The 20523-nt window shown below is 48.3% G+C and carries 19 protein-coding genes; 18 read left to right on the top strand and 1 reads right to left on the bottom strand.

What is annotated here, in order from left to right; genetic code table 11:
* The first annotated feature begins 51 nt into the window (after positions 1-51).
* The 15 genes from rnr to YC6258_RS10210 all read left to right on the top strand — a co-directional run bounded on the left by rnr (position 52) and on the right by YC6258_RS10210 (position 14848).
* On the top strand, positions 52-2592 hold the full coding sequence (rnr, locus tag YC6258_RS10280) for a ribonuclease R (protein WP_245627033.1): 2541 nt from the start codon (positions 52-54) through the stop codon (positions 2590-2592).
* Positions 2592-3353 carry a 23S rRNA (guanosine(2251)-2'-O)-methyltransferase RlmB gene (gene rlmB / locus YC6258_RS10275; RefSeq protein WP_044616907.1) on the top strand — a complete coding sequence of 254 codons (762 nt, stop codon included), beginning with the start codon at positions 2592-2594 and terminating at the stop codon, positions 3351-3353. The genes rnr and rlmB overlap by 1 nt, the downstream gene beginning before the upstream one ends.
* Positions 3354-3381: 28 nt before the next feature.
* Positions 3382-3984, top strand: coding sequence for a LemA family protein (locus tag YC6258_RS10270; protein ID WP_245627032.1), 603 nt, complete (start codon positions 3382-3384; stop codon positions 3982-3984).
* Positions 3985-4000: 16 nt separating this feature from the next.
* Complete coding sequence (locus tag YC6258_RS10265; RefSeq protein WP_044616906.1) at positions 4001-5947, top strand: M48 family metallopeptidase; 1947 nt, start codon at positions 4001-4003, stop codon at positions 5945-5947.
* A 144-nt stretch (positions 5948-6091) separates the two neighbouring features.
* The gene (gene rpsF / locus YC6258_RS10260) at positions 6092-6544 is read left to right on the top strand and encodes a 30S ribosomal protein S6 (RefSeq protein ID WP_044616905.1); all 453 of its coding nucleotides are present in this window, start codon (positions 6092-6094) and stop codon (positions 6542-6544) included.
* A 20-nt stretch (positions 6545-6564) separates the two neighbouring features.
* Positions 6565-6792, top strand: coding sequence for a 30S ribosomal protein S18 (rpsR, locus tag YC6258_RS10255; protein WP_044616904.1), 228 nt, complete (start codon positions 6565-6567; stop codon positions 6790-6792).
* A 17-nt stretch (positions 6793-6809) separates the two neighbouring features.
* Positions 6810-7670, top strand: coding sequence for a YybS family protein (locus YC6258_RS10250; protein WP_044616903.1), 861 nt, complete (start codon positions 6810-6812; stop codon positions 7668-7670).
* 26 nt (positions 7671-7696) lie between these two features.
* Positions 7697-8146: a 50S ribosomal protein L9 gene (gene rplI, locus YC6258_RS10245; protein WP_044616902.1), complete on the top strand. Its 450-nt coding sequence runs from the start codon at positions 7697-7699 to the stop codon at positions 8144-8146.
* Positions 8147-8249: 103 nt separating this feature from the next.
* Positions 8250-9656, top strand: a complete 1407-nt coding sequence (gene dnaB / locus YC6258_RS10240) for a replicative DNA helicase (RefSeq protein ID WP_245627031.1) — start codon at positions 8250-8252, stop codon at positions 9654-9656.
* Positions 9653-10726 carry an alanine racemase gene (alr, locus tag YC6258_RS10235; protein ID WP_044616901.1) on the top strand — a complete coding sequence of 358 codons (1074 nt, stop codon included), beginning with the start codon at positions 9653-9655 and terminating at the stop codon, positions 10724-10726. The genes dnaB and alr overlap by 4 nt, the downstream gene beginning before the upstream one ends.
* 267 nt (positions 10727-10993) lie before the next feature.
* Positions 10994-11707 (top strand): response regulator transcription factor, encoded by a 714-nt coding sequence (locus YC6258_RS10230; RefSeq protein WP_044616900.1) that lies wholly within the window; start codon positions 10994-10996, stop codon positions 11705-11707.
* Entirely contained in the window at positions 11704-13173 is a 1470-nt protein-coding gene (locus YC6258_RS27260) for an ATP-binding protein (RefSeq protein WP_052830209.1), read from the top strand. Before YC6258_RS10230 ends, YC6258_RS27260 begins: the two co-directional genes overlap by 4 nt.
* Before the next feature lie 84 nt (positions 13174-13257).
* Positions 13258-13830, top strand: coding sequence for a GNAT family N-acetyltransferase (locus tag YC6258_RS10220; RefSeq protein WP_044616899.1), 573 nt, complete (start codon positions 13258-13260; stop codon positions 13828-13830).
* Positions 13830-14303: a Cys-tRNA(Pro) deacylase gene (gene ybaK, locus YC6258_RS10215; protein ID WP_044616898.1), complete on the top strand. Its 474-nt coding sequence runs from the start codon at positions 13830-13832 to the stop codon at positions 14301-14303. Before YC6258_RS10220 ends, ybaK begins: the two co-directional genes overlap by 1 nt.
* Positions 14304-14404: 101 nt before the next feature.
* Positions 14405-14848, top strand: a complete 444-nt coding sequence (locus YC6258_RS10210) for a DUF2147 domain-containing protein (protein ID WP_044616897.1) — start codon at positions 14405-14407, stop codon at positions 14846-14848.
* 56 nt (positions 14849-14904) lie between these two features.
* On the opposite strand, the gene rpiA is transcribed toward YC6258_RS10210, so the two are convergent.
* Complete coding sequence (gene rpiA / locus YC6258_RS10205) at positions 14905-15609, bottom strand: ribose-5-phosphate isomerase RpiA (protein WP_044616896.1); 705 nt, start codon at positions 15607-15609, stop codon at positions 14905-14907.
* A gap of 147 nt (positions 15610-15756) precedes the next feature.
* On the opposite strand from rpiA, the gene ilvA reads away from it, so the two are divergent.
* The 3 genes from ilvA (at position 15757) to YC6258_RS10190 (ending at position 20111) form a co-directional block, all read left to right on the top strand.
* On the top strand, positions 15757-17289 hold the full coding sequence (gene ilvA, locus YC6258_RS10200) for a threonine ammonia-lyase, biosynthetic (protein ID WP_044616895.1): 1533 nt from the start codon (positions 15757-15759) through the stop codon (positions 17287-17289).
* 59 nt (positions 17290-17348) lie between these two features.
* The gene (locus tag YC6258_RS10195; protein WP_044619937.1) at positions 17349-17930 is read left to right on the top strand and encodes an NAD(P)H-dependent oxidoreductase; all 582 of its coding nucleotides are present in this window, start codon (positions 17349-17351) and stop codon (positions 17928-17930) included.
* 546 nt (positions 17931-18476) lie between these two features.
* Entirely contained in the window at positions 18477-20111 is a 1635-nt protein-coding gene (locus YC6258_RS10190) for a methyl-accepting chemotaxis protein (protein WP_044619936.1), read from the top strand.
* Positions 20112-20523 lie beyond the last annotated feature (412 nt).

Genomic DNA, 20523 nt, shown 5'->3' with positions numbered 1-20523 from the left:
CCCTAAAATCGAAAGAAACCAGTTTTCCAACAGCCCTGAACAGGATGACAAATGGAGCTGTGTTTATCAGGTCCAGCCAGTATTCTCTTCTATCTCAACCACCTTTTAGCTACCATGCCAATAAATTACTCATATAAAAGGACAGCTACTATCAGCCGCCAGAAAAAAAATCGCGCAGCCATTAAAGACCCTCACGCCCGTCGCGAAGCAGAAAATTACGCAGACCCCATCCCCAGCAGGGAATTCATCCTGACTCATCTGCAGGAACGAAATGGTCCTGCCTCTCATCCCGAACTGTGCCAGGCACTCAACCTGACAACCGACAATCAGATTGAGGCTCTGCGCCGTCGTCTGATTGCCATGGTACGGGACGGGCAGATACGCTGCTCTCGCAATGGCGCTTTTGGTCTGATCGACAAAATGAACCTGGCTAAAGGCAGAGTTCAAGGTCACCAGGACGGCTATGGCTTTCTGATTGCTGAAGATGGCCGCAAGGATATCTATTTGAACAGCAATCAAATGAGCTGTGTATTTGATGGCGATGTGGTGCTGGTCCGGGAAACCGAGCGGGACTTTCGGGGTCGTATGGAAGGCAAAATTGTGGATGTGTTGGAGCGCAATACCCATCAACTTGTCTGCCGATATCATGAACAGTCGGGAATTGGCTTCGGTTGTCCGGAAAATCGAAAAATTCACCATGACATTCTGATCAAACCCGGAACATCTGCCGGTGCCACCGATGGTGACATTGTCCTGATTGAAATTGTTGAACAACCCCGATTCAGACATCAGCCTATCGGTAAGGTCGTGGAAGTGATGGGCAAACATCTGGACCCCGGCATGGAAATAGACATTGCTCTGCAGACATTTGCCATTCCTCACGACTGGCCGGAAGAGGTTGAACAGCAGGCCCGCTTATTTAAAAGCGACGTGTCATCCAAAGACAAACAGGGTCGGGTGGATTTGAGCAAATATCCGTTGGTCACCATTGACGGCGAAGATGCCCGCGACTTTGATGATGCAGTATATGCCCGCAGGACCCGTGAAGGCGACTGGAAACTGTTTGTCGCTATTGCAGATGTGTCCCATTATGTTAAACCCGACTCGGCTTTAGACCAGGAGGCCTTTAATCGTGGAACCTCGGTTTACTTTCCTGAGCGCGTGGTTCCCATGCTACCGGAAGTGTTGTCCAACGGGCTGTGTTCGCTGAATCCACATGTGGATCGTCTGGCCATTTGCTGCGAAATGACATTTGGCCCACGTGGCGCCCTAAAAGAATACAAGTTTTACGAAGCACTGATACATTCGCACGCGCGCCTGACTTATAACCAGGTGGCCGCCATGCTGATGGACCCGGATCTGGAGAAAGCAGATGCCCTAAGACAGCAGTTTTCTGACGTGCTGCCAAGCCTTGAGACGCTACATGAACTCTACAAGGTGTTACGCAAACTCAGAAACAAACGGGGCGCAATCGATTTTGAAACCCAGGAGACCCGAATCGTCTTCAACGACAATCAGAAAATTGATCGCATTGTGCCGGTAGAGCGCAATGACGCCCATAAACTGATTGAAGAGTGCATGCTGGCTGCCAATACCTGTGCCGCGGATTTTCTAAATACACTGGACATTCCGGCACTGTATCGCGTCCACGCCGGCCCCAGCTTTGAAAAACTGGAAAATCTACGCTCCTATCTCGCGGAATTGGGCCTGGAAATAGGAGGTGGATTAAAACCTTCTCCTGCCGATTACCAAAAACTACTGCTGCAGATTAAAGACAGGGACGATTTTGACCTGATTCAAACAGTGTTGCTGCGCTCACTCAGCCAGGCGGTCTACCAGCCTCAGAATGAAGGTCATTTTGGTCTCGGTTATGACGCATACACCCACTTCACCAGCCCCATTAGACGCTATCCTGATCTGCTGGTTCACCGGGCGATTCACTCCGTGATCCATAGCGGTCGCCGAACCAGCCTGGTCAAACGGGTGAAAGATACACCCAAAGCCGATTCGGCAGTCAGTTACCCCTACGACCTGGCAAAAATGTTGATGTTTGGGGAACATTGTTCCATGACCGAGCGGCGTGCCGATGAGGCTACCTGGGATGTGATTGCCTGGTTAAAATGTGAATACATTGAAGATCACATTGGTGACGTATTCACCGGCACAGTTGCCAGTGTTGTCACCTTTGGGTTGTTTGTGCAACTGGATGAAATTTTCGTCGAAGGGTTGATCCATGTAACCTCACTGAACTCAGACTATTACGTATTTGACCCTGCCGGCCATCGTCTTGTCGGCGAACGCACACGCACAGTATACAGCCTTGGAGATAAGGTCAGTGTCCGCGTGGCCAGGGTCAACCTGGATGAACGTAAGATCGACTTCGAACTGGAAAATCAGATAAAAACGGCCCGCAGAACAGCTGCCAGCAGAAAATCTTCGACCAAAACAAGCAAAGAATCGGGGAAAAAACCTGCTGCCAAGGCCTCTAAACATAAAAGTAAGAGTAAAAGCGGAAAAGCCTCAAAACATGCTCCTAAAGCAGATTTCGGCAAAACGCGTTCACGCAGCAAACGCAAGAAGACAAACGGGTAATGACAGTAGAAAACGACATCGCTTATGGCATCCACGCAGTTGCTTCACTGGTTGAAAACAGAAGCAAACGTTTACAGGAAGTACTGATCAATCGTGACCGCAGAGACAAACGGGTCCAAAGGGTTATCGACCTGTGCAAAGACGGACAGATCAAGATCAAGTTTCTGGAACGTCAGGCATTCGACCGCCTGATCAAAAAATACCAACTGGAAGAGGTTCCACACCAGGGGATACTGGCACAGACCACCCCAATGGAAACTCTCAGTGAACATGATCTGTGGCCATTACTTGAGCAGACATCTGAACCGATATTTCTGATTCTTGATGGTGTCACAGATCCACATAATATCGGTGCCTGCCTGAGAACAGCGGATGCAACCGGTGTCACCGCACTGATCGTCCCCAAAGACAAATCAGCAACGCTGACGGCGGCTGCCATTAAAATTGCATCCGGTGCCGCCGAAACCATTCCCTTTATCCAGGTAACCAATCTGGCCAGAACCATGAGGTCTCTTCAGGATAAAGGAGTATGGATTGTTGGGACCGCTGGCGAAGCTGACCACAGCCTCCATCAGGCACGCTTCAAAGGCCCACTGGCACTGGTTATGGGCGCGGAAGGCAGCGGTATGCGCCGCCTTACCCGGGAAACCTGTGATGAACTGATCAATATCCCCATGCTGGGTCAGGTCTCCAGTTTAAACGTTTCGGTTGCTACCGGCGTCTGTTTGTACGAAATTGTCCGCCAGCGACTGGCAAACTAGGCAAACGATACTTTTCAGGAGAGAAAACATGTCTGCAGAATGGATTGGAACAGCAATTACCTGGGGCATTCCAGCAATTATCCTACTATACGGCATCACTATCTATAATCGGCTGGTCAGCCTGAAAAACCGCTTCAAAAATGCTTTTTCGCAGATAGACGTACAACTTCAATATCGACATGACCTGATCCCTAATATGGTCGAAACCTCCAAGGGGTACCTCAAACATGAGCGGGAAACTCTCGAAGCGGTGGTGGAAGCCAGAAATGTGGCTTTGCAGGCTCAAAAAAAAGCATCCTCCGACCCTGCAGATGCATCAGCCATCAAGCAACTTGGTGTTGCCGAAGGAGCATTAAACGGCGCCCTCGCCATCTTTTTTGCCTTACAGGAAAACTATCCAGACCTGAAAGCCAATCAGACCATGATGGAACTGATGGAAACCCTGCAGAGTACAGAAAACAAAGTTGCTTTCGCCCGTCAGGCTTTTAACGATTCTGTCATGACATTCCAAACCTACAAAGAGTCATTTCCAAACAACATTCTGGCCGCTATATTCCATTTTAAAGATGCCGAGCTGTTTGAAATTGAAGACCCCAAAACCAAAACGGCACCACGAGTTTCCTTTTCCTGATCAAGGCAGATAAAAGATGGACTTTTTCGAGCATCAGGACCGTGCCCGACGCAATACCTGGAAACTGATTCTGTTTTTTGTAACAGCCACGCTGTTAATTGTCATGGCCGTAAATGCGCTGGCTTTTACTGTGTGGCTGTCCTGGCAGAACCATACATCTTATCCCCATCTTTCCATCCCGCTCGGCTTTCAACAATGGCTGAACAATCCCAACGCCTGGTTTACTGCCGGTGCGACAATTCTGATACTGCTGTCCGGATCTTTATTGCAGTGGCTCAATCTGGCTAAAGGCGGGGAAGCTGTCGCCAGAATGGCAGACGCCAGACCCATCGAAGAATTCTTCAACGATCCCAAAGCAACACAATTCCGCAATGTAGTGGCGGAAATGGCCATTGCTTCAGGAGTATCTGCTCCCAAACTATATATCATGGACCGTGAGACCGGAATTAATGCATTTGTTGCCGGATACCAGGTAAACCAGGCTGTTATGGTGGTAACCCGTGGCATGCTTACACACCTCAACCGAGAGCAGATCCAGGGAGTGGTCGGACATGAATTCAGCCATATACTCAATGGCGACATGCGACTCAATATCCGTTTGATGTCAATGCTGGCAGGTATCGTCATGATCGGTCAATTTGGGCGATTCATGGCCGATATTGGGGGTCGGAGCGGATACCGTTCTCGCAGATCTCGTAACAATAATAGTGCCTTACCCGTGTTTCTGGCCGGTCTTGCCTTAATGGCTATTGGCGCTATCGGTGTGTTTTTTGGCCGTCTGATTCGAGCAGCGGTATCCCGACAGAGAGAATTTTTGGCAGACGCCTCCTCAGTACAGTTCACACGAAACCCGGAAGCCGTCGCTGGTGCATTGTATAAAATCCAAAAACAGAGTGAAGGATCACTGCTACAGCACCGTCACGCAGAAGACATGAGTCATTTCTGCTTTGGCAACACTGTCCATATTGCCCATTTCAACCACCTGTTGGCCACCCATCCACCATTACCTGAGAGAATAAAACGGATAGCCCCAAACTTTCTCGCCAGACAGCGCAATATCGAAAACAGGGATTTGGAAAACACCCCTCAGCAAAACCAGGCTCCAGAGGCAACCCTGATCGGAGGCATGGCCGCAGCAGTGACAGGCCTGCAAATACAACAGGTAGTTGGACAAACCAGCGCTGCACATGTGGACTACGCCCATCAGCTATACAAACAGATTCCACCTTACGTCAGAACACTGTTGGCGACATCTGCAGGAGCCAGAGCTTTTTGTTACGGCGTCATACTGAAAGAAAACGACCAACAGCAAGAGATTGTCCGGTTCATCGCCTCAGAAGATCCCAATGGAGCTGAAAACCTGGCCAGACTCTGGAAATGGCAACGTCAGGCCGCACCTGCTCTGCGACTTCCTTGTCTGGAACTCTGCATCCCGGCCCTCAATAAACATACAGTAGAAGACATTCTGATATTTCTTCAACGCATACAACGGTTGTGCGAGTGGGATCAACAGATCGTTCTTATGGAATGGATAGTCTTGTCACTATTGGATCACCATCTGAATCCTGCTCACAAAACACGGGACAAGGTAAAACATCATTCGCTGAAAAATCTTGGTGAGGAATTACAACTACTGCTGTCATCTCTGGTCTATCTCAACACTGACCTGCAAAAAGCCAACAATGCCTATAAACAGGCAATGACAAGCATGGGGTTTGCTGATCGATGGCTGCTGAGCCGGACTGCAATTCCACTGACCCGACTACAACCGGTCATGACTGAACTGAACGGGCTCAGTTTTATTCTGAAGAAAACGGTCATCCAGGCCTGCAGCGACATCATACTTTCCGACCAGCAGGTCAATGTCAGTGAATACGATTGTCTCCGCACCATTGCCACTGTGTTCGGGTGCCCAATGCCGCCACTGATACTGGAAAAGGAACAGTTGTTCGGTGTGCATTGAAATTACTCCGGGTTTACTGTAGCATCCGCGCTCCCTTAAATCCGGCTCAAAAGCTGGACTCGGGAACTACAATCCGATCACTCCTTGCCTTACTGGTTAACCAATATCATTAGCACAGAAGGCTAGAACCCATGAGGAGCATTTATGCGTCATTACGAAATCGTACTGCTGGTGCACCCTGATCAATCAGAACAGGTCCCAGCAATGGTGGAACGCTACACCGGTATCGTTACAGACAAAGGTGGCAAAGTTCACCGTAACGAAGACTGGGGTCGCCGCCAGCTTGCCTATTCCATTCAAAAAGTTCACAAAGCTCACTATCTGCTGATGAACATTGAATGCGATGAAGAAACAATCGAAGAACTGAAAAGCACTTTCCGTTTTAACGATGCCATCATTCGTAGCCTGGTTATCCGTCGCAAAGAAGCGATAACAGAACAATCTCCGATGATGAAAGAAAGCAGCAAGGACAGCCGCCGCAAAGAACGTCCAACTGAAATAGACAACAGTGACGAAGATGCGAGCGATGTCGAAGATGAAGATTCAGCTGAAGACGCCGATGATTCTGACGACGAAGCTGAAGCCAAAGCTGAATAATCATTGGGAGGATATTGAATATGTCACGTTTTTTTCGTCGCCGTAAATACTGTCGCTTCACTGCTGAAGGTGTCAGCGAGATCGATTACAAAGATCTGGAAACTCTGAAGGGCTACATTACAGAAACCGGCAAGATCGTACCAAGCCGCATTACCGGCACCAGAGCTCGCTACCAGCGCCAGCTTGCAACTGCGATCAAACGCGCCCGTTATATTGCCCTGCTACCTTACACTGACAGCCACGAATAATCATTGGGAGCATTGACATGAAGTTCCTTGCAGAACTTGCAATGAAACGGCCGGTCAATGCCTTTGTGATTTCCGCGATCAGTGCAGCATTACCGCTGACCTTTTGGTTAGCAGCTGCAATAGTAGGATTAGTGACCCTGAGAAAGGGGCAAACCGAAGGGATAAAGGCTTTATCCGGTGCCATATTGGGTATTGTGATTGGTGCCGTTTCAACCGGCTCTCTTGCAGCCTATGTGACAGTAATTCTGATGTGCCCGGTCGTCGTCATTCTGGCACTGGTACTCAGAAATACTCAATCCTGGGCCTGGACGCTGATGTCTGCGTCTGGCTGTGGCATTGTTCTGGCTATAACAGCTGCATTTGCGCTGGCTGAGCCGTTCAAAGTCATCAACCAGGAACTGGTCAATTTCGTTCAGCAGTCAGGGCAAAACGGCCTGTATGAGCAGTTAATCATGACCCTCACAGAGAAAAATGCACTGCCAATGCTGATGGCAGGTGGCTCTGTAGACATGGCTATTCTGTCACTGATTCTGGCCCGTTACTGGCAATCTGCCCTGTTTAATCCGGGTGGGTTCAGAGTTGAGTTTCATGCTTTGAGACTGCAGCCGTGGATGGTATTGACGCTTATAGCAATGGCCGGGCTGATATCACTTTGGAGTATATTCGCTTTGGAACCAACGATAATGCCGTTGTTGATTTCAGGCACAGCACTGATTCACGGGATCGTTGCTAAAAAAGAGTTGGGTGGGGTCTGGCTTACAGTGTTTTATATTGCACTGTTACTGTTTACCCTTTACGCACTGCCATTAATATTGTTGTTAGCCATTGCCGATGCCTGGTTTGATTTCAGAACCAAAATTCGCCCAAGCAACAACTAGGCAGTCAAAATACGAGGTTATGAAAGATGGATGTAATCCTGTTAGAAAAAGTTGGCCGTGTAGGCAATCTGGGCAGTCAGGTTTCTGTTAAAGCCGGCTACGCTAGAAACTATTTGATCCCTCAAGGCAAAGCGGTTCCTGCCACAGAGGAAAACATCAAGCATTTTGAAGCACGTCGTGCAGAACTTGAAAAAGTTGCTCAATCCAAACTGGATGAAGCTCAAGGCCGTGCTGACAAAATCAACGATCTGGAACTGACTTTCGCAGCACCTGCTGGCGATGGCGGCAAACTGTTCGGTTCTGTGGGTCCCCGGGACGTTGCAGAACTGGTTACAGCAGCTGGTGTTGAGGTTTCCAAGTCTGAAGTCAAAATGCCTGGTGGCGCGTTACGCTCTACTGGTGAATACGAAGTTGATATTCAACTGCACCCAGAAGTTCACGCAGTTCTCAAACTGATCATTATTCCAGAAGAATAAGCGTTAGAGAACCAACTAAAAAAGGCGCTTCATGCGCCTTTTTTATTTAATGCACTAACACAATCACTTACCATTACAAATCCATTTTGTGGGTCAGTATAACGTGCCGGATAGTAACTCTCTGCCAAACAACGATCTTTTCTCAGATACTGATGAACTCAGTCAGATTAAAGTTCCCCCCCACTCGATTGAAGCCGAACAGTCTGTTCTCGGCGCCCTGCTGCTGGATAACAATCAGTGGGACAATGTCAGCGAAATTATTACTGCTGAAGATTTTTACCAACAGCCTCACCGCCTTATTTTCCGGGTTATGGAAAAACTCGCTGGACAGGCCCAGCCATTTGACGTGGTCACTGTTGGTAATGATCTGGAGCGTGACAACGATCTGGATAAGGTCGGCGGTCGCGTGTTCCTGGCAGATCTGGCTGAACAGGCTCCCAGTATTAGTAACGTGGTTGCCTATTCTCAGATTATCCATGAACGCAGTGTCCAGCGACGGCTGATCCAGGCCGCCAACGAAATCGCAGCTGCGGCATATGAGCCCAAAGGCAGGAATGCAGAGACTCTGCTTGACGAGGCGGAACGAACTGTCTTCAAAATTGCAGAGGATCGCCCTAACGAAGGGGGCCTGGTCGGGGTAAACCCGTTATTGAAGAAATCCGTCGCCAAAATTCAGCAGCTGTTCGAAAGCGATAGTCCATTAACCGGTATTACCACCGGCTTTACCGGACTTGATCGCCGCACCTCAGGTTTCAATCCAGGTGATCTGGTCATTGTGGCAGCTCGTCCATCTATGGGAAAAACGACCTTCGCCATGAACCTGGTTGAAGCCGCCGTTATGGCTCAAGACCAACCGGTTCTGGTATTCAGCCTGGAGATGCCAGCCGACCAATTGGTGACGCGGATGCTATCTTCGCTGGGACGAATTGATCAGACCAAAGTCAGAACAGGAAAACTGGAACCTGATGACTGGCCCAAACTGACCATGGCCGTCAACATGTTAAACAGCCGCCCACTGTTTATTGATGACACCGCAGGCATCAGCCCGACCGAAATGCGTTCAAGGATCCGCCGTCTTGTACGTGAACATGGGAACCCGGCTCTGGTCATGGTCGACTACCTCCAGCTGATGAAAATCAAAGGCTTCACTGAAGGCCGTACCAATGAAATCTCGGAAATCTCACGCTCATTAAAGAGTATTGCCAAAGAATTTGAGTGCCCGATGATTGCTCTATCCCAGCTTAACCGCTCTCTGGAGCAAAGACCCAACAAACGACCGGTTAACTCTGACTTACGGGAATCTGGAGCGATTGAACAGGATGCCGACATAATTCTGTTTATTTACCGGGATGAAGTGTATAACGAAGACTCACCTGACAAAGGCATTGCCGAAATCATCACCGGCAAACAAAGAAACGGTCCAATTGGTACAGACCGTTTGGCCTTTATAGGCAAATACACTCGTTTTGAAGATCTAGCCCCTGAATACCAAAGTAGTTACGACGAATGAGCCGCGGCACCTTAGCAACTGTTGACATCAAAGCCCTCAAACACAATCTGAATACCATTCGACAACATGCCCCCAATAGCAAAATATGGGCAGTTGTAAAAGCCAATGGTTACGGTCATGGAGCCGTTTCTGTGGCACAGGTACTTACGAGCCTGGCAGATGGTTTTGCGGTCTCAACGTTTGTGGAAGCACTGGAACTTCAACAAGCAGGCATTGACCGTCCCATACTATTGCTGGAAGGCTGCGTTACTCTCGACCAGACTCGGGAAGCAATATCCCGTAACATGGAAATGGTCATTCACAACGAAATACAGCTGGACTGGTTAAAACACATCGACAATCTGTCCAGCCAAAAGATCTGGCTCAAAATAGACACAGGTATGCACCGCCTGGGATTATCTCCTGAAACAGGCAGACTATGGGCAGCAAAACTCATGCGGGAGCATGGATGTAAAGTGGCCTATATCACCCACTTTGCCTGTGCTGATACGCCTGAACACCCCTTCAATCAGCATCAGCTGGACAGTTTCACTCCTTTTACCATACAAACTGATTGCGAATTCAGCATGGCTAATTCTGCGGCCATATTCTCTCTCCCTCAAAGTCTTGGTGATTGGGTCCGACCTGGTATTGCTTTATATGGTGCCAGCCCGTTTTCAGATAAGTCAGCACAGCAACTTAATTTGATTCCCGCTATGACCCTCACCGCTCCAGTCATTGCCATACACCAGATTCCAAAAGGCCAGCATGTTGGTTATGGCGCAAACTGGTGTGCTGAAAGAAACTCCACTATCGCAACTCTCGCTATTGGTTATGGCGATGGTTATCCACGTCATGCAGGCAATGGCACCCCGACCTGGATAAACGGTCATATTGCTCCTGTCGTCGGACGAGTATCAATGGATATGCTGACCATCGATATAACCAACATTGCTGGAATTGATATTGGTGATGATGTCGAGCTGTGGGGTAAAAATCTAAGTGTTGATCATGTTGCCACTCATGTCAGCACCATTGGTTATGAATTACTGACCAGACTTTCAGCCCGGATTGAGAGAGTTTATAACTAATTTGAAAGGAAGAAAAAAAGCCGCACTTATACTACCTGGCGGCGTTGAATTGACTCGTGGAAGTGGAGTCATTCCCGACTGAGCAATGATGGTAAATCCAAACAACACCTGCTCATCATGAGACAGGCAAATAGACGATTTAACGTATTCGGGAGTTTAATTTAAGGGCGGCAAAGTTGTGTCGGAAGCTTGTAAAATCTGGGTAAACCGATATTACAGGTTCCGCGCGCCTTTACAATTGGCCTCTGAATTTACTGGGACGATATTATGAACAAAAGTCACAACACTCGTATTTTATTAATCGACGACGATCAAAGCCTTGGCCAGTTACTTCAGGAATATCTTGAAGTTGAAGGGTTTCATTTGGAAATGGCTCCCAATGGTGTTACCGGTCTGCAAAAAGCTGATAAAAATTACGAACTGATTTTGCTTGATGTCATGATGCCTGACATGAGTGGCTTTGATGTTCTGAAGCAGTTACGCCAGCGTCAGAATCGCACTCCCATTCTCATGTTAACCGCCAAGGGAGATGAAATGGACAGGGTACTCGGGCTGGAACTTGGTGCCGACGATTACCTGGCTAAACCTTATTCTCACCGGGAACTGGTTGCCCGTATCAGAGCACTGATCCGTCGCGCCAACATGGATAACGATGAGTCACCAAAACACATCACATTGGAGATCAATGAGGTCGTGTTGGATACTGCGACACATACCGTGAAGGTTCAGGGACAGTTGTTGGAACTGACGACAACCGAGTTTCGGGTTCTGCAGGCATTGATGCAAGAAGCCGGTACCGTTATAGACAAAAACTCACTGAACATTGCTGCCCTGGGTCGGCCAATCGAACTGTATGACCGCTCCATTGACATGCACGTTAGTAACCTTAGAAAGAAAATGTCTGTCATTATCGGCGATGACCAGAAAATCAAAACCATTCGTGGTGTTGGTTATATGTTTATCACAGGTGAGGATGAATGAGCTGGAGGAAAATTGCTTCCCGGCTGAATCCCTGGCACACCTTATTTGGAAAGATCTTTCTCTGGTTCTGGATTACCTGTATTTTGATCATCGCCATCACTTCGGTGGTGGTCAAATCCATTAATCGTCCATATCAAATAGAGCCTGCCAATTCTGAATCTATTGAAGCACTTGCCAGTCAGGCTCGCAGGGTCCTGCAAATTTATGCCCGTTACGGTAGTGAAGCAGTCACACAGTTACAGCGCATCAACGAACTGGAACGGGTACAGATCTATCTTGTAGACGAGGAATTTCGAATTATTGGATTACCTCGTCCACCGAGATCAGCCTTCCCCCTGCTCAGCACCATGCTGGATGAAACCCGTCCGGTATTGGGCTTTTGGCGTAATGAAGTCTGGCTTGGTCCGGCAACACTCCAAATTGGTAATCAAGGTTACTATTTGCTGCTACGCGGATGGAATGCCTCGCCACCGTCTTCACTGCCTCAGGAATATCTGAACGAAACAGTCATACTAATGCTGTCGTTATTGCTCAGCGGATTACTCAGTGCATTTCTGGCATGGTCGTTTTCGCGTCCTCTGACCAAATTTGGTCGGGCATACCGGGAACTGGCAGGCGGAAAACTCGATACCCGCATCGGCCACTCCCTGACCAAACGCATGGATGAATTCGGTCATCTGGGAAGGGACTTCGATTATATGGCCAGTCGACTGGAAAACCTGGTCTATGCACAGCAACGATTACTCAGCAATGTCAGTCATGAACTGCGTTCCCCGATCACCCGAATTCAGGTCGCTCTCGGTATCGCTCATCAAAAATGCGGCCCGGAGGTACATGGCATTCTTGAACGTATTGAACGGGAAACCGAAAAACTCGAACAGATGATTGCCCAGGTGCTCAAACTTTCGAGACTGGAAAATAAAATGCAGAGCATGGAGTGGGCGCCCATGGATCTGACTCCGCTGTTGATCCAGCTGGCGGACGATGCCAACTTTGAAGCCAGAGCAGTGAACAAATCAGTCACCCTGAAAACAGGTCACTCCAAATGGATCAAAGGTGAGTCTTCACTACTGCACAGTGCATTGGAAAACATCGTCCGTAATGGTATTCGCTACACCAAAGAGCACACGGCAGTGGAGATAGAAACCCGCGATATGGCCTTTGGAAAAACAGACAGAGTGGAAATTCTCATCCGGGATCATGGTCCTGGAACATCCGAAGAGGTTCTGCAACATCTGTTTGAACCTTTCTTTCGGGCGGTGGAAAATACTGCAGACGGCGGTGCCGGTCTTGGGCTTTCAATCGCAGAGCAGGTAATCAGCAGTCATAATGGAACTCTGTCGGCCAAAAACCACATCGGTGGCGGTCTGGAGTTTCAGATTCAATTACCATCCATCACCAAGCCGGAAACAAAACAGCCACCCAGACTGGAGAGTGACAGTAATATACGCCTGCCACAGCAGTGATATCGTCGGCCGCCCCTCTTTATTTTCTCGCCAGTACATAACAAACTGCCAGCACATGCTGGCATTTTCACATAAGGATAATTGATGACTGACCGCACAGATATTCTCACTGAACGTCTTATCATAAAGCCCGCTCACAGGGATATGGCAGCAGCTGTACTAAAACTTCATCAGGAAAACCGTCATCACTTTCGCTTGGGCTCACCTGCCAGCGTATTGGATCGCAGCGACCTGGAATTCTGGTACAAAAAACTACAGCTGGAAGAAAAGAAATGGAACGATGAAACCGAATATGGCCTTTATGGATATCATAAGGATACTCAGCAACTGATCTGCCAGATTCAAATATCCGGCATTATCCGCGGAGTATTTCAAGCAGCATTAATTGGCTACAAAATTGACCAGCAATATGAAGGACAAGGGCTAATGCGGGAAGCCATGGAGGCTGCACTGAAATTTGCCTTCAATACGCTTTGCCTGCACCGTCTAATGGCCAATTACCAACCTGTCAATGAACGCTCCGGGATACTGCTTAAGCGACTGGGATTCACGATCGAAGGATACGCCAGAGATTATCTCTACCTCAATGGAGAATGGCGGGATCATATACTGACAGCTCTGAACAATCCTGATTTCAACAGCAAAGGTTTGGCCTGATGACTCCCGCAATACAACTGCTCAAAAAACAGAAAATACCCTTCCAAATACACGAATACGAGGTTGAAATGTCCGGCCCGGGTTATGGCAATGCCGTGGCTGCTTACCTGGGACGCCCGGAAGAACAATTGTTCAAGACACTGATCATCACGCCTGACAGCCAGCATTCCAGACTGGCGATGGCAATTGTACCGGTCGCCTTCAGCCTGAACCTCAAAGCTGCGGCCAAAACGCTTGGTTGGAAGAAAGCCCAGATGTCCGATCACCAGAAGGCCCAGAAAGCCACGGGATATGTCGTTGGCGGTATCAGTCCGTTGGGACAAAAACAACGACTGCCAGCAGTTATTGACCAATCCTGCTCAGCATTAACCACGATGTTTTTCAGCGCCGGTAAACGCGGACTGCAGATAGAAATGGCTCCGGAAGATCTGATTAAACTCATCAATGCTCAATTAGCCGATATTCAGGGGTAATTTTTGCCCTGAAATCAACGAACTTGTCTCTTCAATACGTTGTGGTAACGTGCAGCAGCAGGCCAGCTATTGATAATGGCCCCTAGTATCTGGAGAACAATATGAAGAACACGATAACAATAATATTTGCGTTACTCACCGCTCTGACCATGCAGGCATTCGCCGCAGACATGACCTCCCCTATCGGTCAATGGCAGACCATTGACGATGAAACCAACCAGGCTAAAAGTGTAGTACATATCTATATGGATGGTGATGAGCTTAAAGGCGATATCGTTGAGCTGCTGGCAGCCGCAGATAAAGGGAAGGTCTGTAAAAAATGCAAGGGCTCACGCGCCAATCAACCCATCGAAGGCATGAACTTTATCTGGGGACTGACTCAGGACGGTGAGGAATGGAAGGGTGGAAAAATTCTGGATCCGGGCAATGGCAAAGAATATAAAGCCAAACTCATGGTCACCAATGGCGGTAAAAATCTCGAAGTCCGTGGCTTCATCGGATTTTCACTCATCGGCAGAACACAAGTCTGGAACCGGGTCGAATAAAGATTAAAGGCAGGTCAGACAACCTGCCCTGAAGCACGCCTGGAATATTCTGGGAACTAAAAATAGTTCCCTTCTGCTGAAACGGTATTCATAACGGAATACGTTTTCACCCCTTCCTGAGTCGACAGCAGCAACACATCCGCTGCGCGATGTGCGAACAAACCATTGGTCACCACTCCGGGAATCATATTGATTTTGGCTTCCAGGTCCTCAGGATTGGTAATTTTCAGTCCATGCACATCAATAATCTGATTGCCATTGTCCGTAACAACCCCTTCACGCCAGACCGGATCTCCCCCCAACTTAACCATTTCCCGACCCACCAATGCTCTGGCCATTGGAATCACTTCCACAGGCAGCGGAAATGCACCCAGAATTTCGACCGCTTTTGATTCATCAGCAATGCAGACAAACTGTTTGGCCACCTGCGCCACGATTTTCTCCTGAGTCAACGCGGCACCGCCACCTTTGATCAGACACAGGCTCTTGTTCGCCTCATCAGCGCCATCCACATAAACGACAATTTCATCAACCGAGTTCAGATCAAAAACCTCAATACCATGCCCCTTAAGACGCTCAGCAGACGCATCCGAACTGGCGACCGCTCCCTGAAACTTATCTTTGACCGCTGCCAGTTCATCAATGAACAGATTTGCGGTAGAACCGGTTCCCACACCAATAATAGAGTCCGGTTTAATCAGAGTCTTGATATAGTCAATCGCGGCCAGCGCCACTTGATGTTTTAGTTCGTCTTGGGTCATTTTGGAGTCCTCACTGCAATATATGCAGCCATTATAGGTCACTCGTGATTAAAGTCATGATGCAATGATGAAACATCCCCACCCTTCCGCTAAACTGCGCCGTCCAGCCCGTTGGGAAGTGTTGTTTAATACAGGTAGCCACTGATTATGTTGGAAAGTTACGTCAAAAAAATCCTCAATGCCAAAGTCTATGAAGCAGCCGTCGAAACATCACTCGATCCAGCCCCCAACCTTTCCAACCGATTGAACAACCAGGTCTGGATCAAACGTGAAGATCTTCAGCCGGTATTCTCATTCAAACTCCGCGGTGCCTATAACAAAATGGCCCACCTGTCCGACGAACAAAAGGCCAAAGGCGTTATTTGCGCCTCTGCCGGCAATCATGCCCAGGGGCTGGCTCAGGCAGCCAGGATCATGAACGTGAAAGCCACCATCGTCATGCCTAAAGCAACCGCTGAAATCAAGGTCAAGTCCGTCAGGGCCCGCGGTGGCAAGGTCGTTCTGCACGGCGACTCGTTTGAAGAAGCCGCTGTTCATTCACAGCAATTGGCTGAAGAAAAGGGTTATACCTACATTCACCCTTATGACGACCCCGAAGTCATTGCTGGGCAAGGCACTATTGCCAGAGAGATTTTTCATCAGACCCAGGAAGTTGACGCCATTTTCGTGCCTGTGGGCGGCGGCGGTCTGATTGCCGGCATTGCGGCCTACACCAAATATATCCGTCCCACTACCAAAGTCATCGGTGTGGAATTTGAGGAATCCGCCTGTCTGAAAGCAGCCAAGGAACATAATCGTCGTGTCACTCTGCCTCAGGTGGGCATATTCGCCGAAGGTATTGCCGTTGCCCAGATCGGCGCAGAGACCTGGAAAGTCTGTAAAGACTATGTGGACGACGTCATTACCGTGACCGCAGACGAAATTTGTGCCGCCATCAAGGACATTTTTGATGACACCCGCTCAGTGGCGGAAACTGCCGGCGCGGTAGGTGTGGCCGGTTTGAAGAAATATGTCGAAGAAAACCAGCCAAGCAACCAGAATCTGGTGGCCATTTGTTCGGGTGCCAACATTAATTTTGACCGACTGCGCTATGTGGCCGAGCGGGCCGAAATCGGTGAACATCGAGAAGCCGTATTCGCGGTCACTATTCCTGAACGCCCGGGCAGCTATCAGCAGTTTATCAATGTCATTGGCAAACGCCCGGTGACAGAATTTAACTACCGATATACCGATGGAGAGATGGCACAGATATTTGTAGGCCTGCAAACCAGCGATCTGGCTGACCGTGAGCACATTGCCGCATTACTCAGGAAGCACGATTACCCGGTATTGGATCTAACCGATAATGACATGGCCAAATCCCATGTTCGTCATATGGTCGGTGGCCACAGCAGCATCGTCGAACATGAAGTGATCTATCGGTTTGAATTTCCCGAACGCCCCGGAGCGTTGATGAACTTTCTGAAGAAACTCGGTGGAAAATTTAATATTTCCCTGTTCCACTATCGCAATCATGGTGCCGCTTATGGCCGGGTATTATGTGGCATGCAGGTAGCCTCTGGAGATAAAAAAGCCTTTCAAAGTTTCCTGGCAGAACTGGATTACCCCTATTGGGAAGAAACCAATAATCCGGCTTATCAGTTGTTTCTGGCTAACCCAAACAGCTCTAAGCCAGCCTGAACAGGCTCAGGAATATATTAACGGACAACGTGAACTTAATGGAGTTGAAGGAGGTTCCTGTGAAATGTCTGCTGGTTCTGGCTCACCCACTCAAAGGCAGTCTATGTGATTATCTGGCCAATAAAACGGCATCACATTTAAGATCAAAAGGTTACAATGTAAGCTTACTCAACCTGTACGAACGTGAATTTGCGCCGGTACTCACCAGGGAAGAAAGACAGAGTTATTATCAGACTCAATTTGATGAAACACTCGTTCAGGCCGAAATCGCGCAATTGAAACAGGCAGAGTCACTGGTATTGGTGTTTCCGACGTGGTGGTTTGGTTTCCCTGCTATTTTAAAAGGCTGGTTTGATCGGGTATGGGCTCCCGGCCATGCCTATAACCATGCCTCGGACTTGGGTGCGATCACCCCCTGTCTGAATAATCTGAAAGAAGTAAAAGTCATCACCACGCTCGGATCACCCTGGTGGGTGGACAAACTGGTATTACGGCAACCGGTAAAAAGAATTCTTAAAATTGCGTTGCTGGGCGCCTGCACGAAAAAATGCAAATTCCAGATGCTGTCATTTTATAAAAGCGAAAATGCTTCACCTTCGAAAGTGGACGCTTTTGTTAAAAAAATAGCGTTAAAATATTAACCACATCATCTACAGTCTTATGAGCCTGACAAGCATTGATACCGGGTTCATCGTATTATAAGGGATGCAGCGAGATGTCGGGCCACAGCCAATGCGAGCTTCAAGAAATCAGGATGACCATTTAATTGTCAGGTTAATCATATGAAACCGGTACCTGGGCAAAAACTCATGTCAGTCAATCCTCTCTGCGACCACAATTGCTCCGCGATTGCTTTCAGACTGCCAGCCAAATAACACCGTTGGCACACACCTGAAAACTCAGATCTTCCCTGATTCTCAGTTATTTACACTACGGTCATCGTCTGAGAAAAAACCTCCATCACAGTAATTTTCCGGCAACCTGACACCACCCATTTGCTGCTTTATTTGTCCGGCAGCCATCAAGTTACCATATTTACTGCCGTTATTGCCTAACAAGTAATTCAGAATAAAGACTCAGTACCTGACCATAAAAATTCATTTACTACAACTAACGTTGTCTATACTGATTCCAAGCAGATACTTGCTTTTTAAGTGTGGAGGCTAACTAAAGTGTTTATCGGAAAAATGACTCTTAGAAGTCAATTTATGGTGGTGATTACATTACCATGTATAGCGTTGCTCCTGGTCAGCTGGGCGGGTCTTAACGGTATTAGCAGACTTCAGCAACAAACACAGGCTTTAGCCGAAAATACCAGTGCACCGATGAGATCCCTTGCCGAAGTGGCTTCTCGTATTCCGAGAATGCGGGTTGGGATCGATATGATGTTGCTACAGGAAGTGGATGGCTTAAAAGATGAAAGAGGTGTCTTGACTCGGGTGAAAGAAGCCCGTGGTGAAGATATAGCGGAAATGGATGCAGCTTTGCAGGACGCGCTGGATGCACAGGTATCTGACGATGCCCGGGCAGCTGTGAAAGAAATCATTGATCGCTTTAGCAATGTTAAAGCCAATGAGCTTGAACCTATGTTCAACGCGCTGGAGAAAAACGATCTGGCAACGGCGCATGACATCTACAAAAACAAATACGCGAAAAGCTATGGCGATATGCGAAAGGCTGTTAACCAACTGCTGGATACACTGCTGGCGCAGGCCGAAACCCGGTATACCAACAGTATCACTACATACGAAAGCAGTCGCAATTACATGATAGTACTGGTGATTGTCGCGATTGTTGCTTCACTATTGCTGGCCACACTGATCCTTCGTCGCTTAAGCAAACGAGTCAATGGGCTGCGCAATTATGTTGTGGATGCTTCAGAAAATCTCGATCTCAGAACTCATATTGATCTCAGCGGTCAGGATGAACTGACCGAAATCGCGAGCCATTTCAATCAACTCCTGCGTAAAATTCACAAAGCGATTGAGGCCGTGGCACAGAACTCCCAAACACTGGCAAAAACCGCCGGTGAAGTGGCCAACAAGGCCCGAATGACTCACGAAAACTGTCTCAACGAGCGCGACCGGACCACACAAATGGCGACTGCCATCAATGAAGTGGGGGCAACGATCGAAAACATTGCCGAAAACGCCTCTCTGGCTGCAGACTCCGCTAAAAAGGCCAGTGAACGTTCTTCCCAGGGCGCCAAAGTCGTGGCGGAGGCTCGTCAGGGGATCAATACTTTGTCGGATGAAATCAGTAATGTCAGCACCGTTATTGGTTCACTGGCAGAACAGACCAATTCCATTGGCAGTATTCTGGAAACCATTCGAGGCATTTCTGAGCAAACCAACCTGCTGGCTTTGAATGCTGCCATTGAAGCCGCCCGTGCCGGCGAACAAGGACGGGGTTTTGCTGTGGTCGCCGATGAAGTTCGTAATCTGGCCAGTCGTTCTGCGACATCCACAGAAGAAATACAGAACATGATCAATCGCCTGCAAGACCAGTCAGCCAAAACAGTCAGTGTCATGAAAGAAAGCCAGGAACACAGCCTGCGAGTGGTAGAACAGGCGGACGAGGCCAATACCTCGCTTGGCAGTATCACGGAATACATTGGCAGCATCAGCGATGTGAACATTCAGGTGGCAACCGCCACCGAAGAGCAATCCACAGTGGTCGCAGAATTAAGCAAGGATGTCGAAGACATTAATCATCTCACCACCGAAACAGCTGAATTTGCCGATCAGTTGACCGACTCAAGCCGGCAACTACATGAGTTGTCTCAGTTACTTAATCAATTGGTTCAACAGTTCAAACTATAAACAGTCACCATTATCCGTCAGTGGCTGGAGACTACTGGCGGATTCTTGTTTTGGCGATAGACAACAAATTGCCATATTTTACAACCTTGGGCATTTGCTGTGGACGACCTCCGGCCTTGACACAGGAGCTGGAGCGCTATCGATCAGGATTATCAACAACTTCACCCGGAATTGTTTACATCTTATCCAAACATACCGTTAGCAAAATAACGGTCAGTTCAGATTTTCCAGCCGATAAACTCATCTCATCTAAAAATTTACATACACTCTATTAGCGCAGAGATTGCTACAAACAATTACATTCATATCGTGACATCAGTACATCGGCACCATTTTCGACAGGTTTGTACTGAACTTTCGTCAGATTACCAGACAACCTACTGAGATAAGTTAGCTAACCTGTCCAGCCCCT

It is taken from the genome of Gynuella sunshinyii YC6258, assembly GCF_000940805.1.
Taxonomy (GTDB): Bacteria; Pseudomonadota; Gammaproteobacteria; order Pseudomonadales; family Natronospirillaceae; genus Gynuella; species Gynuella sunshinyii.
The sequence above is the reverse complement of the archived record's forward strand: the minus strand, read 5'-3'. Positions and strand labels throughout refer to the sequence as shown.